General features: G+C 67.9%; 14 protein-coding genes and 1 tRNA gene. 11 read left to right on the top strand and 4 right to left on the bottom strand.

Annotated features, from left to right (window positions below):
• Positions 1 to 3: 3 nt before the first annotated feature.
• From HNR51_RS16405 to HNR51_RS16395, 3 genes are read right to left on the bottom strand one after another with little or no spacing between them, the layout of a single operon-like run.
• Positions 4 to 663: an NADH-quinone oxidoreductase subunit C gene (locus HNR51_RS16405; RefSeq protein ID WP_182555632.1), complete on the bottom strand. Its 660-nt coding sequence runs from the start codon at positions 661 to 663 to the stop codon at positions 4 to 6.
• A gap of 12 nt (positions 664 to 675) precedes the next feature.
• Positions 676 to 1,263 carry a NuoB/complex I 20 kDa subunit family protein gene (locus HNR51_RS16400; RefSeq protein WP_182555631.1) on the bottom strand — a complete coding sequence of 196 codons (588 nt, stop codon included), beginning with the start codon at positions 1,261 to 1,263 and terminating at the stop codon, positions 676 to 678.
• A 52-nt stretch (positions 1,264 to 1,315) separates the two neighbouring features.
• Positions 1,316 to 1,681 (bottom strand): NADH-quinone oxidoreductase subunit A, encoded by a 366-nt coding sequence (locus HNR51_RS16395; RefSeq protein ID WP_003598200.1) that lies wholly within the window; start codon positions 1,679 to 1,681, stop codon positions 1,316 to 1,318.
• 532 nt (positions 1,682 to 2,213) lie between these two features.
• Here HNR51_RS16395 and HNR51_RS16390 point away from each other — a divergent pair.
• Together HNR51_RS16390 and HNR51_RS16385 are read left to right on the top strand one after the other, a co-directional pair.
• Positions 2,214 to 2,290, top strand: a tRNA-Asp gene (locus tag HNR51_RS16390).
• A 223-nt stretch (positions 2,291 to 2,513) separates the two neighbouring features.
• Positions 2,514 to 3,002, top strand: a complete 489-nt coding sequence (locus HNR51_RS16385; RefSeq protein ID WP_182555630.1) for a CAP domain-containing protein — start codon at positions 2,514 to 2,516, stop codon at positions 3,000 to 3,002.
• 43 nt (positions 3,003 to 3,045) lie between these two features.
• Here the strand turns inward: HNR51_RS16385 and HNR51_RS16380 are convergent, their stop codons facing one another.
• A complete protein-coding gene (locus HNR51_RS16380; RefSeq protein WP_182555629.1) occupies positions 3,046 to 3,480 on the bottom strand; it encodes a pseudoazurin in 435 nt (144 codons plus the stop codon).
• Positions 3,481 to 3,776: 296 nt separating this feature from the next.
• Between HNR51_RS16380 and carB the strand changes: the two genes are divergently transcribed.
• From carB to accC, 9 genes are all read left to right on the top strand, one after another.
• Positions 3,777 to 7,250 (top strand): carbamoyl-phosphate synthase large subunit, encoded by a 3,474-nt coding sequence (gene carB / locus HNR51_RS16375; protein ID WP_182555628.1) that lies wholly within the window; start codon positions 3,777 to 3,779, stop codon positions 7,248 to 7,250.
• A 136-nt stretch (positions 7,251 to 7,386) separates the two neighbouring features.
• On the top strand, positions 7,387 to 7,863 hold the full coding sequence (gene greA, locus HNR51_RS16370) for a transcription elongation factor GreA (RefSeq protein ID WP_173807981.1): 477 nt from the start codon (positions 7,387 to 7,389) through the stop codon (positions 7,861 to 7,863).
• A gap of 5 nt (positions 7,864 to 7,868) precedes the next feature.
• Positions 7,869 to 8,360, top strand: coding sequence for a hypothetical protein (locus HNR51_RS16365; RefSeq protein WP_141950600.1), 492 nt, complete (start codon positions 7,869 to 7,871; stop codon positions 8,358 to 8,360).
• 33 nt (positions 8,361 to 8,393) lie between these two features.
• A complete protein-coding gene (locus tag HNR51_RS16360) occupies positions 8,394 to 9,479 on the top strand; it encodes a mitochondrial fission ELM1 family protein (protein WP_012452951.1) in 1,086 nt (361 codons plus the stop codon).
• Positions 9,480 to 9,644: 165 nt separating this feature from the next.
• On the top strand, positions 9,645 to 10,619 hold the full coding sequence (trxB, locus tag HNR51_RS16355) for a thioredoxin-disulfide reductase (RefSeq protein ID WP_182555627.1): 975 nt from the start codon (positions 9,645 to 9,647) through the stop codon (positions 10,617 to 10,619).
• Between the two features lie 358 nt (positions 10,620 to 10,977).
• Complete coding sequence (locus HNR51_RS16350; RefSeq protein WP_012452953.1) at positions 10,978 to 11,868, top strand: LysR family transcriptional regulator; 891 nt, start codon at positions 10,978 to 10,980, stop codon at positions 11,866 to 11,868.
• A 115-nt stretch (positions 11,869 to 11,983) separates the two neighbouring features.
• Positions 11,984 to 12,439, top strand: coding sequence for a type II 3-dehydroquinate dehydratase (aroQ, locus tag HNR51_RS16345; RefSeq protein WP_012452954.1), 456 nt, complete (start codon positions 11,984 to 11,986; stop codon positions 12,437 to 12,439).
• A gap of 18 nt (positions 12,440 to 12,457) precedes the next feature.
• On the top strand, positions 12,458 to 12,934 hold the full coding sequence (accB, locus tag HNR51_RS16340; protein ID WP_012452955.1) for an acetyl-CoA carboxylase biotin carboxyl carrier protein: 477 nt from the start codon (positions 12,458 to 12,460) through the stop codon (positions 12,932 to 12,934).
• Between the two features lie 10 nt (positions 12,935 to 12,944).
• Entirely contained in the window at positions 12,945 to 14,312 is a 1,368-nt protein-coding gene (gene accC, locus HNR51_RS16335; protein WP_012452956.1) for an acetyl-CoA carboxylase biotin carboxylase subunit, read from the top strand.
• Positions 14,313 to 14,411 lie beyond the last annotated feature (99 nt).

The following is a 14,411-nucleotide window of genomic DNA, read 5'->3' as shown; positions in this document are numbered from 1 at the left end:
CCCTCAGCTCGACTTCTTCTCATCGCCCGGAAGCACGTAGTCGGTGCCCTCCCACGGCGACAGGAAGTCGAAGTTGCGGAATTCCTGGGTGAGCTTGACCGGCTCGTAGACGACCCGCGCCTCGTCCTGGTCGTAGCGGACTTCGACAAAGCCGGTCAGCGGGAAATCCTTGCGGAGCGGATGCCCCTCGAAACCGTAATCGGTGAGCAGCCGGCGCAGGTCGGGATGGCCCGAGAACAGAATGCCGTAGAGGTCGTAGGTCTCGCGCTCGAACCAGTTCGCCGCCGGGAACACCGGAATCGCGGAGGGAACCGGCGTCGCGGCATCCGTCTGAACCTTCACGCGCACCCGCATATTATGACGCAGGGAGAGCAGGTGGTAGACGACGTCGAAGCGGCGCGCCCGCTGCGGGTAGTCGACGCCGCAGATGTCGATGAAGCAGCGGAAGGCGCAGTTCGGGTCGTCGCGCAGGTAGGTCAGCGCGTAGACGATGTCGCTGCCCTGGACGATCAGCGTCAACTCGCCGTGGGCGATGCTCCAATCGGTGACCGCCGGGCCGAGTGCGCCGGCAATGCGCTCGCCCATGGCCCGCAGGGCATCGTCGCCCTGCGCCGCCGCGACGGTGCGGCGGAGCGTGATGCCGTTGGTGGTGATGGCCTCCATCGCCCGCTCCCCTTACCGCTCGATCGTGCCGGTGCGGCGGATCTTCCGCTGCAGCAGCAGCACGCCGTAGAGCAGCGCCTCGGCGCTCGGCGGGCAGCCCGGCACGTAGATGTCGACCGGCACCACCCGGTCGCAGCCGCGCACCACCGAGTAGGAGTAGTGATAGTAGCCGCCGCCATTGGCGCAGGAGCCCATGGAGATGACGTAGCGCGGCTCCGGCATCTGGTCGTAGACCTTGCGCAAGGCCGGGGCCATCTTGTTGGTCAGCGTGCCGGCGACGATCATCACGTCGGATTGCCGCGGCGAGCCGCGCGGGGCGAAGCCGAAGCGCTCGCAATCGTAGCGCGGCATCGACATCTGCATCATCTCGACCGCGCAGCAGGCGAGGCCGAAGGTCATCCACATCAGCGAGCCGGTCCGGGCCCAGTTGATGAGGTCGTCGGCGCTGGTCACGAGGAAGCCGCGGTCGGCCAACTCGCTATTGATCGACAGGAAGGTCGGATCGTTGGCGCCGATCGGGCGGCCGGTCGCGGGATCGATGATCCCTTTCGGGGCCGGCGCGATATCGGGCGCGCGGGAGAAGGTCGGAGTCAGGGCCATCTCTGCCTCTGAGCGAGTGCGGAAGGGAAACGACGCGAGAGCAGCCGCGCCGCTAGTCCCATTCGAGGGCGCCCTTGCGCCACTCGTAGACGAAGCCGACGGTGAGAACGCCGAGGAAGATCATCATCGACCAGAAGCCGAACCAGCCGAGTTCCCCGAAGGTGATCGCCCAGGGAAACAGGAAGGCGACCTCGAGGTCGAAGATGATGAACAGAATGGCCACGAGGTAGAAGCGCACGTCGAACTTCATGCGCGCGTCATCGAAGGCGTTGAAACCACACTCGTAGGCGGAGAGTTTTTCCGGATCGGGGCTCGAATAGGCCACGATGAACGGAGCGATCAGCAGCGCCACCGCAATGAACAGCGACACGCCGAGGAATATGATGAGCGGCAGGTAATCTGCCAACAGGCCGGTCATGCCGCACCTCTCATGTGGTTGCGCGTGAGGATCATGAACGACGGCCCTCGCGACGGCTTCCAGCACGCGGAATCCCTCGGGTGGAATTCCTCCAATGCCAGACTGAGCGCGGGCGAGGCTTAGACGAGCCCCCCGGGGGAAACAAGGGCATTGCGCGTCGCACAATCACCGCATCGGCTGACAGTCGGGGCGTTCCTTGCACACAACCTCCGGAGGGACGAGCGCAGGCCGCTGCCACGGTTGAGCCTCGCCGTTTCATCCCCGCGCTCCTTCCGCCACCGATCTTGGTATTTGGCATACCAATGACATATCAGCGGCCGCCGTCGCAAGCGAAGCTCGGCCGTTTCCGGAGTCCCAGCCTCTCACTTCCTCTGGGAAGTTGGAGCGGGGCCATCCGGCGATTCGTGAGGCGTTTCGGCGATCCGTCGCCGAACCGTCGCATTTCGCGATTCCGCTGCTTGACAGCCCGAGGCGCCCCACCTAAACCCCGCCTCGTCGCCGACACGAGCCCAGCCGGCCGGCGACACAGAGTGCGGGCGTAGCTCAGTCGGTTAGAGTGCCGGCCTGTCACGCCGGAGGTCGCGGGTTCGAGCCCCGTCGCCCGCGCCATGTCCCCGAGGTCGATCGGACCGGGGCGCAAACGTCAAACTCCTTCTCTGCTAATCGACTCTGCTTCTCGCAGGGCGCGTTCGCCTGCATCGCGTTGGCGCCTCGTGACCGCTGCGCCACAGCCGGCGCGATGTGGAGGCCGCGACGGGCCATCCGCCCCGGTTTCGCCGCAACGGCCGGAGAAGCGGACGCATCCGCTTCAACCGTCGCCCTGCCGCCCCCGATGCCAAATCTGCGCCACTCCGCCGCCGCGGCTCTCATCACGCTGACGCTTGCCGGCTGCGGCGGATCACCCGTCCTCGACGCCGGCGCGCCGACCGTACCGGTGATTCTCGACGAGCAGGCCGCGGCGACCGCGATCTCCCGCTATCGGGCGCAGCATGGCCTGAGTCCCGTCGCGATCGATTCCCGCCTCATCACCGCCGCCTCGTTCCAGGCGCAGGCCAATGCTCGGGCGGGCCGGCTCAGCCACGAACTCGCCGGCAGCTTCGACAGCCGCATGGCGCATGTCGGCTTCGGCAAGCGCTACGCCTCCGAGAATCTGAGCGCCGGCTCCGAGACCTTCGATCAGGTCCTCGCCCGCTGGAAGGCGTCGCCCGAGCACAACCGCAACATGCTGATGCCGCAGCTCCGGCGGATCGGCATCGCCCGGATCGACGCCCCGGCGACGCGCTACAAGCGGTTCTGGGCGCTGGTGATGGCGAGCGATTGAAGCGGCGGCCCGCTGTTGGAAGAAGCCGGGCCGCCCGGGCGGATTACTGGATCTTCTCGAACAGCGGATCGAAGCGCTTCTGGGCGAGCTTGTTGTGCTGAACGCCCTTGGCCGCCTCCAGATTGTCGCGCTTGTCGCCGACCACGACGAGGGCGACCATGCCCATCATGTAATGCGGCGAGCACTTGAAGCCGTAGACGCCCTCCTTGTCGAACTTGACGACAGCTTCTTGCCCGACGGACGATTTCACGTAATCCGCGCCGTCCGGCGCCATGCCCTTGATCGTTTCGACATTGTGCCCCTTGTCGGTCGGTACGAACTTGATGCTGTCGCCGGGCTTCAACGTCACATAGGCAGGGTCGAAGACCATCATCCCACCCGGTCCGCTGTTGAGCATCTTGACCGAAACCTCGTCCGCTGCGGCTGGAAGGGCGATGGCGAGAGCGGTCGCGGCGATGAGAGCTCTGAATATCATCATTCGTTTCCTCGGAATAATTCTGAAGATCATCGACGATTCACGTCGATACCGATCGAATATCTCCTCTCGGTCGAAGCATCAAATCGGCATTTTCTTTCGAAATCGAATAATTATACTTCGGATCACACAATGAATCGCTCATCCGAAAGTGCGGGCGGACCGGCCCTTTCAAACCCGCGCGGCTGCGTGTAAACGCAGGGCTTGACGATCATCCCAGCGCCTGCGCCCCCTTGGCGCCGCCTCGACACCGGCGGTGCGCGAGGGCGAGCGCGCGCGAACTCGATTCAAGGCGCTCAATGCCGAAACGCACCGACATCTCCTCCATCCTCATCATCGGTGCGGGCCCCATCATCATCGGGCAGGCCTGCGAATTCGATTACTCTGGCACCCAGGCCTGCAAGGCCCTGCGGGAAGAGGGCTACCGGATCGTCCTGGTGAACTCGAACCCGGCGACGATCATGACCGATCCGGACATGGCCGACGCCACCTATGTCGAGCCGATCACGCCGGAGGTCGTGGCCAAGATCATCGAGAAGGAGCGGCCCGACGCGCTGCTCCCGACCATGGGCGGCCAGACCGCGCTCAACTGCGCGCTCTCGCTCAAGCGCATGGGCGTGCTCGAAAAGTTCGGCGTGCAGATGATCGGCGCGACGGCGGAAGCCATCGACAAGGCCGAGGATCGCAACCTCTTCCGCGACGCGATGACCAAGATCGGCCTGGAAACGCCGAAATCGGAACTCGCCAACGCCTCCGCCGCCAAGAAGGCCGACCGCGACCGCTACCTCGCCGAGAAGGCCCGCATCGAGTCGGCGCAGTCCGACCCGGCCGCCCGCGAGGCGGCGCTCGCCGAGTTCGAGCGGCAGTGGAGCGGCGGCGAGGGCGACCGCCGCCGCCGCTACATCGAGCATGCGCTGGGCCAAGCGCTGATCGCGCTGGCCGAAGTCGGCCTGCCGGCGATCATCCGCCCGTCCTTCACCATGGGCGGCACCGGCGGCGGCATCGCCTATAACCGCGAGGAATTCCTCGAGATCGTCGAGCGCGGCATCGACGCCTCGCCGACCAACGAGGTGCTGATCGAGGAGAGCGTGCTCGGCTGGAAGGAGTACGAGATGGAGGTCGTCCGCGATAAGGCGGACAACTGCATCATCGTCTGCTCCATCGAGAACGTCGATCCGATGGGCGTCCACACCGGCGATTCGATCACCGTCGCCCCGGCGCTGACGCTCACCGACAAAGAGTATCAGGTGATGCGCGACGCCTCGCTGGCGGTTCTGCGCGAGATCGGCGTCGAGACGGGCGGTTCCAACGTCCAGTTCGCGATCAACCCCGAGAATGGGCGGATGATCGTGATCGAGATGAACCCGCGCGTCTCGCGCTCCTCGGCGCTGGCCTCGAAGGCGACCGGCTTCCCCATCGCCAAGGTCGCGGCCAAGCTCGCCGTCGGCTACACGCTGGACGAGATCGCCAACGACATCACCGGCGGCGCAACCCCGGCCTCGTTCGAACCGACGATCGACTACGTCGTCACCAAGATCCCGCGCTTCGCCTTCGAAAAGTTCCCCGGCGCCGAGCCGACGCTGACCACCGCGATGAAGTCGGTGGGCGAGGCGATGGCGATCGGCCGCTGCTTCGCGGAATCCCTGCAGAAGGCCCTGCGCTCGCTGGAGACGGGGCTGACCGGCCTCGACGAGATCGAGATCGAGGGGCTGGGCAAGGGCGACGATCACAACGCGATCAAGGCCGCGCTCGGCACGCCGACGCCGGACCGGCTGCTCAAGGTGGCCCAGGCCATGCGCCTCGGGATCAGCCACGAGGAGATCCACGCCTCCTGCAAGATCGATCCGTGGTTCCTGGAGCAGCTCCAGGCCATCGTCGATCTGGAGAACCGGGTGAAGGCGCACGGCCTGCCGACGACGCCGGGCGCCTTCCGCCAGCTCAAGGCGGCCGGCTTTTCCGACGCGCGACTGGCTGTGCTGACGGATACCGACGAGGACGCCGTGCGCGCCGCCCGCCGGGCCCTCGGGGTGCGCCCGGTCTTCAAGCGGATCGACACCTGCGCCGCCGAGTTCAAGGCGCCGACCGCCTACATGTACTCGACCTACGTCGCCCCCTTCGCCGGCCAGACAGCCGATGAGGCGTACCCGTCGGACAAGAAGAAGATCATCATCCTCGGCGGCGGCCCGAACCGGATCGGGCAGGGCATCGAGTTCGACTATTGCTGCTGCCACGCCTGCTTCGCGCTGACCGAAGCCGGCTACGAGACCATCATGGTCAACTGCAACCCGGAGACGGTCTCGACCGACTACGACACCTCCGACCGGCTCTATTTCGAGCCGCTGACGGCCGAGGACGTGCTGGAGATCGTCGAGACCGAGCGGCAGGCGGGCCAGCTCCACGGCGTCATCGTGCAGTTCGGCGGCCAGACCCCGCTCAAGCTCGCCCGGGCGCTCGAAGGCGCGGGCGTGCCGATCCTCGGCACCTCGCCGGACGCGATCGACCTCGCCGAGGACCGTGACCAGTTCAAGCGGCTCCTCGACAAGCTCGGCCTCAAGCAGCCGAAGAACGGCATCGCCTTCTCGGTGGAGCAGAGCCGGCTGGTGGCGGCCGAACTCGGCCTGCCCTTCGTCGTGCGCCCGAGCTACGTGCTGGGCGGGCGCGCCATGGCGATCATCCGCGACGAGGCGCAGTTCGCCGAGTACCTGCTCGGCACCCTGCCGAGCCTGATCCCGTCCGACATCAAGGCGCGCTACCCCAACGACAAGACGGGGCAGATCAACACGGTGCTGGGCAAGAACCCGCTCCTGTTCGACCGCTACCTCTCGGATGCCACCGAGGTCGATGTCGATGCGGTCTGCGACGGCGAGAGCGTGTTCATTGCCGGCATCATGGAGCATATCGAGGAGGCGGGCATCCACTCGGGCGATTCCGCCTGCTCGCTGCCGCCCCGCACCCTGTCGCCGGAACTCCTCGCCGAGCTGGAGCGCCAGACCAAGGCGATGGCCTTGGCCCTCAAGGTCGGCGGCCTGATGAACGTGCAATACGCGATCAAGGACGGCACGATCTACGTGCTGGAGGTGAACCCGCGCGCCTCGCGCACGGTGCCCTTCGTCGCCAAGGTGATCGGCGAGCCCATCGCCAAGATCGCCGCGCGGATCATGGCCGGCGAGCGTCTCGACGCTTTCAGCCTCAAGCCCAAGCAGCTCGACCACATCGCGGTGAAGGAGGCGGTGTTCCCCTTCGCCCGCTTCCCCGGCGTCGACGTGCTGCTCGGGCCGGAGATGCGCTCGACCGGCGAGGTGATCGGCCTCGATGCCGGCTTCGGCGTGGCCTTCGCCAAGAGCCAGCTCGGTTCCGGCACGGCGGTGCCGCGCACCGGCACGGTGTTCGTCTCCGTGCGCGACGACGACAAGCCCCGCGTGCTGCCGACGATCCGGCTGCTCTCGGATCTCGGCTTCACCATCCTCGCGACCGGCGGCACGCAGCGCTACCTCGCGGACGAGGGCATCCCGACCCAGCGCATCAACAAGGTGCTGGAGGGCCGTCCCCACATCGTCGATTCGATCAAGAACGGCGACATCGCCCTCGTGATCAACACGACGGAAGGGGCCGGCGCGCTCTCCGACTCGCGCTCGCTGCGCCGGGCGGCCCTCTTGCATAAAGTGCCGTACTACACCACTCTCGCCGGCGCGATGGCGGCGGCCGAGGGGATCAAGGCCTATCTCGAAGGCGATCTCCGGGTGCGTGCCTTGCAGGAATACTTCGCGGCCTAAATAGACGTTCGTGTGCCGGGTGGCCCGCCGCGCGGAGGCGGGCGGCCCGGGGTCACACATCGAGAGCCGTTATCCCGGCCCGGAAGGAGCATGTCGCTCCGGCCGGGCCTCTTCATTGTGGCGCGAGACCATGAGCATCGACAAGCTTCCCATCACGGCCCGCGGCTACGCAGCCCTCGAGGAGGAGCTGAAGCAGCGCCAGCAGGTGGAACGTCCCCGGATCATCCAGGCGATCTCCGAGGCGCGCGCGCTGGGCGACCTCTCCGAGAACGCCGAGTACCACGCCGCCAAGGAGGCCCAGTCCCACAACGAGGGCCGGGTGCTCGAACTCGAGAGCATGATCGCGCGCGCCGAGATCATCGACACCTCGAAGCTGTCCGGCTCCAAGATCAAGTTCGGCGCCCGGGTCAAGCTCGTGGACGAGGACACCGAGGAGGAGAAGACCTACCAGCTCGTCGGCGAGCCGGAGGCGGATGTGCGCGAGGGCCGCGTCTCGATCTCGTCGCCCATCGCCCGCGCCTTGATCGGCAAGGCGGTCGGCGACACCGTGGAGGTCACCACGCCCGGCGGCGGCAAGTCCTACGAGGTCGTCGCCGTCGAGTGGGGAGCCTGACAGGCATGCGCGCCGCCGGCCTCGCGGCCGCGCTCGGTCTCCTCGCCGGGGCCGGTGCGGCCCTGGCTCAGGATTTCGACCGGGTCGGCGGTGTCGTCGTCGATGTCCGGCCGTTGCAGGTCTATGCCCGCGGGCCGCAGACGGAGGTTCTGCGCGCGGACCTGACCGAGGCGATGCGGCGCAGCTTCAGCGACCGCATCGTCCGCGGCGCACCGACGCTGGTGGTGCGTGTGAGCGGCCTGTCGCTCGCGGCTTATGGCGGGGCGCAGGGCGGCGACCGCAGCAGCCTCGGCGGAAGCGGCACGACGGATTACCTCGACGGCGAGGCGCTTCTGGTCGGGCGCGGGGGCGAGATCCTCGCGCGTCACCCCCAGCTCTCGGCCCTGCCCGCGAGTTCGGGGGGCGCATGGTACGACCCGGCCTCCGAGCGGCGGCGCGTCGCCGCGCTGGCCGAGCACTACGCGCAGTGGCTGCGGCGCAGGCTCCCGGCCCCGTAGGCCGGGTTTCGTGGGATCGAAGGTTTGCGTCGCGTGAACGAACAAGGGCCGGTGAAGGCCGACGGCAGCGTACCGCCAGAACTCGCGCGGGCCCGCGCCTGGATCCTCACCGACGGGAAGGCCGGCGACGAGAACCAGTGCATCGGCATCGCCGAAGCGCTCGGCATCCCCTACGAGCGGCGGCGGATCCCCGACGGGCGGCCCCTGACCTGGATGGCCCCCTGGGGACCGATCGACCCGCGGGACGCGCCGGGCCGGGCCGGCGGCCTGCTGCAGGGCCCGCTGCCCGACCTTCTGATCGCGTCGGGACGGCGCGCCGTCCCCTATCTGCGCGCCGTGCGCCGCGCCTCGGACAACAGGACCTTCACCGCCTTCCTCAAGGATCCGCGCACCGGCCACGACACGGCGGACTTCATCTGGGTTCCCGATTACGACGACCTGCGCGGTCCCAACGTCTTCACCACCCTCACCGCGCCCCATCCCGTCTCCCGCGCCCGGCTGGACGCCGCCCGCATCACGCCCGATCCGCGCCTCGCACGCCTGCCCTGGCCGCGCATCGCCGTGCTGATCGGCGGCGACAGCCGGCATCTGCGCTATCGCAAGGCCGACATGCAGCGGCTCGTGCGCGACCTGACCAAGCTCGCCGAGGGTGGCTGCTCGCTGATGCTGACGGTCTCCCGGCGCACGCCGCCGGACCTGCGCGCGGCCCTGGAAAACCTCGTGAAGGACAAGGGCGGCTTCTTCTGGGATGGCAGCGGCGACAACCCGTATATCGGCATGCTGGCGATCGCCGACCACATCGTCGTCACCTCGGATTCGGCCAACATGGTGGGCGAGGCGGCGAGCACCGGCGTACCCCTCCTCCTGTTCGATCTGCCGCGCACCTATATCCGGCACAGGCGGATGTTCGCGGGTCTCGCCATGGCCGGCGCGCTGAAGCCCTTCATCGGCCGCCTGGAGGCCCTGCGCTACGCCCCGATCGACGCGACGCCGGAGATCGCGGCGGCTCTCGCGGAGGCTTACAGGCAGCATCGCGCCCGCTGGGCGAGGGATGAGGCGACGGAATCCTCGGTTCAGCGCTCAGCCGCATCGGCATCCGCGCCGCGTGGGCCGTTCTGAAGGGCGGCGCCGGGGCGAGGCAGGACGATTTCCGTCGTCCGGGCCGTCGTCTTCGGCTTTGGGAAGAATTTTTTGTCGGCCTCGTGTCAGAGTGGGCGCGACGAGAGACAGGATAACGACAGCCGGCCCCCGATCGGGCGCGCCCGCTGACAGGAGACGGCACAGATGGCGCACACGCATGCGAGGCTCGTGATCATCGGCTCGGGGCCGGCCGGTTACACCGCCGCGATCTACGCCGCCCGCGCCATGGTCGAGCCCCTGCTGATCTCCGGCTTCCAGCCCGGCGGCCAGCTCATGATCACCACCGATGTCGAGAATTATCCGGGCTTCGCCGAGGCGATCCAGGGCCCCTGGCTGATGGAGCAGATGCGCCTCCAGGCCGAACATGTCGGCACCAAGATCGTCTCGGAATATATCACGAAGGTCGATCTCAAGGTGCGCCCGTTCCGGCTGGAGGCTGATTCCGGTGAGACCTACACCTGCGATTCGCTGATCATCGCCACCGGCGCCCAGGCCAAGTGGCTCGGCCTGCCCTCGGAGGCGAAGTTCCAGGGCTTCGGCGTCTCGGCCTGCGCCACCTGCGACGGCTTCTTCTTCCGCGGCAAGGACGTCACCGTGGTGGGCGGCGGCAACACCGCCGTCGAGGAGGCCCTGTATCTCGCCAATCTCGCCAAGTCGGTCACCGTCATCCATCGCCGCGGCGAGTTCCGGGCCGAGCGCATCCTGCAGGAGCGCCTGTTCAAGCACGCCAACGTCTCGGTGAAGTGGCACCACGCGGTGGAGGAGATCTGCGGCTCCAACACGCCGCCCTCGGTGACGCATCTGCGTCTCAAGGATCTGCGCACCGGCGAGATCGTCGAGCAGCCCACTGACGGCCTGTTCGTGGCGATTGGCCACCAGCCCGCCACCGGGATCTTCGAGGGCCAGCTGCCGATGCGGCACGGTGGCTACATCACCGTGACGCCGGGCACCACCGCCACCGAGATCCCGGGCGTGTTCGCGGCGGGCGACGTCACCGACGACGTCTACCGTCAGGCGATCACCGCCGCCGGCATGGGCTGCATGGCCGCGCTGGAGGCGGAGAAGTTCCTGGCCAACCTCGATGTCGGCGAGAGCCCGGCCAAGGCCGCCGCCGAGTAGGCGCCGCACGCGAAGACAGCCCGCAGATCGTCGAATGTTCTGCGGGCATTTCAAGTAGTGTTGAAAAGAAGGGTCGCTCCGCCATCGTGTCTGTGGCGGAGACCGGCAGGGAACGGCCGCGATCGAAGCATTCGAATGTTGTCGGTCGCGCATTTCCCTGTTGATGGCTAAAAAGACGCAACGAAATTGCAAGCTTGTCGCCCTAACCTGAATGCTGCGGGAGCCGGCAGGTTTCGCAAGGGAGCCTTCCGCCGGACTCGGCGGGGCAGCAGACTGGCGTCGTGCAACGCCCGAAGGTCGCGACCCCCGTGAGGGGCTGACCGCGACGGGCCGACCTCGACGGGCGGGAGTGACGGCCTTGGATTGGGACAAGATCCGGATTTTCCTCAACGTCGCGGAAGCCGGCAGCTTCACGCGGGCGGGCGACGACATCGGCCTCAGCCAGTCTGCAGTGAGCCGCCAGATCAGCGCCCTGGAGCGCGAGCTGAAGGCGCCGCTGTTCCACCGCCACGCCCGCGGCCTGATCCTCACCGAGCAGGGCGACCTGCTGTTCCGCGCCGCCCGCGACATGAAGCTCAGGCTCGAGAACACCCGCGCCCGTCTCGTGGAGACCAGCGAGCGCCCCTCCGGCGACCTGCGGGTGACGACGACGGTGGGGCTGGGCACCTCCTGGCTGTCGCAGCGCGTCTCCGAGTTCCTCGACCTCTATCCCGACGTGCGCATCGAACTGGTGCTCACCAACGAGGAGCTCGACCTCGCCATGCGCGAGGCCGACATCGCCATCCGCATGCGGCGCCCGGCCCAGCCCGACCTGATCCAGCGCCGGCTGTTCACGGTGCATTATCACGCCTTCGCGAGCCCCGATTACGTCAAGCGCTTCGGCGAACCCAAGACCATCGCCGATCTCGACGAGCATCGGCTCGTCTCGTTCGGCGGCAATGAGCCGTCCTACCTGCTCGCCACCCACTATCTCGCCAGCATCGGCCGCGAGGGCGACGACCGCCGCCCGGTCCACTTCACGGTCAACAACATCGCCGCGCTCCACAAGGCGATGGAGGCGGGCATCGGTGTCGGCATCCTGCCGGACTACGCCGTCGATGGGAACGAGAGCCTCGTGCAGGTGCTGCGCGAGAGCGAGATGCCGACCATGGAGAGCTATCTCGTCTACGCCGAGGAGATGCGCTCGGTCGCCCGCGTCCAGGCGTTCCGCGACTTCCTCGTGAACAAGGCGCAGCGCTGGACTTATTGAAGCTTGGCCGGACGAGCGGCCGACAAGTGCCCTTGTCGCGCCCCGACTCCCTCGTCTAAGACCGCCCCTCCCGCCGGGCGGTTCGCGAAGCCTCCGGCCGACGAAGCCGGACGGCATGATCGCGATCCACTGCCTCAACGGGCCGAACCTCAACCTCCTCGGTCAGCGCGAGCCCGGCATCTACGGCGCGGCGACCCTCGCCGATATCGAGCGCAGCCTGCAGGAACAGGCGGCCCGCCTCGATATCGCCCTGACCTTCCGTCAGACGAATCACGAGGGCGAACTGGTGACGTTCGTGCAGGAGGCGGGCGCCGCCGGGGCCGGAGTGCTCATCAACGCCGCCGCCTACACGCACACCTCGATCGCGCTGCGCGATGCGATCGCGGGGGCGGGCGTGACGGCGGTGGAGATCCACCTCTCGAACGTCCATGCCCGCGAGGACTTCCGCCACGTCTCGCGGATCGCACCGGTCTGCGCCGGTTTGATTTCGGGCTTCGGCGCCCACAGTTACGTCCTCGGGCTCGACGCCCTCGCCCACCTCCTGCGCGGACGCTCCCCGTCCGCCTCCTGACCTCAGAACTACGAGCCGATGGCCAAGAACGAACCCTTCGATCCCGAACTGGTGCGCGAACTCGCCCGGATGGTCGCCGAGACCGATCTGAGCGAGATCGAGGTCGAGAAGGGCGACCTGCGCATCCGCGTCGCCCGCAAGATCGAGGCGGTCTCGGTTCAGGTCGCGCCCGCCGCCCCGGCCGCGCTCGCGGCGGCGGCACCCGTCGCGGCGCCCCCGGCCGCCCTAGCGCCGGCACCCGCTAAATCCGGCGCCGGCCATCCCGGCGCGGTCCCCTCCCCCATGGTCGGCACCGCCTATCTGCGACCGTCGCCCGACGCGAAGCCGTTCATCGAGATCGGCACGAAGGTCCAGGCCGGCGACAAGCTCCTGCTGGTCGAGGCGATGAAGACCTTCAACGAAATCGTCGCGCCCCGCGCCGGTACGGTGACCGCGATCTTCGTCGAGGACGGGATGCCGGTCGAGTACGGCGAAGCCCTCCTCGTTCTCGAGTAGCCTCCCCGCGATGTTCGACAAGATCCTGATCGCCAACCGCGGCGAGATCGCGCTCCGCATCCTGCGGGCGGCGAAGGAGCTCGGTATCGCCACCGTCGCGGTCCACTCGACCGCCGACGCCGACGCCATGCATGTGCGGCTCGCCGACGAGAGCGTCTGCATCGGCCCGCCGGCCGCCCGCGACAGCTACCTCAACATCCCCCAGATCATCGCCGCCTGCGAGATCACCGGGGCCGACGCGGTCCATCCCGGCTACGGCTTCCTCTCGGAGAACGCCCGCTTCGCCGAGGTTCTGGCCCACCACAACATCGGCTTCATCGGCCCCAAGGCCGAGCACATCCGGGTGATGGGCGACAAGATCGAGGCCAAGCGCACCGCCAAGCGCCTCGGCATCCCGTGCGTGCCGGGCTCGGAAGGCGGCGTCTCCGATCCCGACGAGGCCAAGCGCGTGGCGGCCGAGATCGGCTATCCCGTGCTGGTCAAGGCGGCCTCCGGCGGCGGTGGTCGCGGCATGAAGGTCGCCCGCTCGGAAGCCGAGCTGGAACAGGCCCTCGACATGGCCCGCACCGAGGCCAAGGCCGCCTTCGGCGACGACGCGGTCTACCTCGAGAAGTACCTGACCAAGCCGCGCCACATCGAGGTACAGATCCTCGGCGACGGGAAGGGCCACGCGGTGCATCTGGCCGAGCGCGACTGCTCGCTCCAGCGGCGCCACCAGAAGGTCTGGGAAGAGGGCGGCTCGCCCGCCCTCAACGCCGAGATGCGGGCCGAGATCGGCGGCATCTGCGCCAACGCCATGCGCGAACTCGGCTATCTCGGCGCCGGCACCATCGAGTTCCTCTACGAGGACGGGCGGTTCTACTTCATCGAGATGAACACCCGGATTCAGGTGGAGCATCCGGTGACCGAGATGATCACCGGGATCGACCTCGTGAACGAGCAGATCCGTGTCGCCGCCGGCGGCGGGCTGTCGGTCGCCCAGGAGGACATCAAGGTCGAGGGGCACGCCATCGAGTGCCGGATCAACGCCGAGCACCCGGCCACATTCCGCCCCTCCCCGGGGCTGATCACCTATTTCCATCCGCCGGGCGGTCTCGGCGTGCGGGTCGATTCGGCCGCTTTCCAGGGCTACCGCATCCCGCCGCATTACGACTCGCTGATCGGCAAGCTGATCGTGCACGGGCGCACCCGCAACGAGTGCCTGATGCGCCTGCGCCGGGCGCTCGACGAGTTCGTGGTCGACGGCATCGACACGACGCTGCCGCTGTTCCGCACCCTGGTGCGCAACGCCGACGTGCAGAACGGCCAGTACGACATCCACTGGCTCGAAGGCTTCCTGGAGCGCGAGGGCCTGTCGGAGACCGATCAGCGACGCTGAACGCCGGCCCCGTCCTCACGAGCAACAGCCGGTCCCGTCGCGGGGCCGGCTTTTTTCGTATCCTCGGCCGTCTTCCGCATCCAGATCGCGGCGCGAGGG

Origin of the sequence: Methylorubrum thiocyanatum (assembly GCA_014138645.1) — a bacterium.
In the GTDB taxonomy this organism is placed as follows: domain Bacteria; phylum Pseudomonadota; class Alphaproteobacteria; order Rhizobiales; family Beijerinckiaceae; genus Methylobacterium; species Methylobacterium thiocyanatum.
Note: the sequence above shows the minus strand (reverse complement) of the source record. Positions and strands in the feature narration are given on the sequence as shown.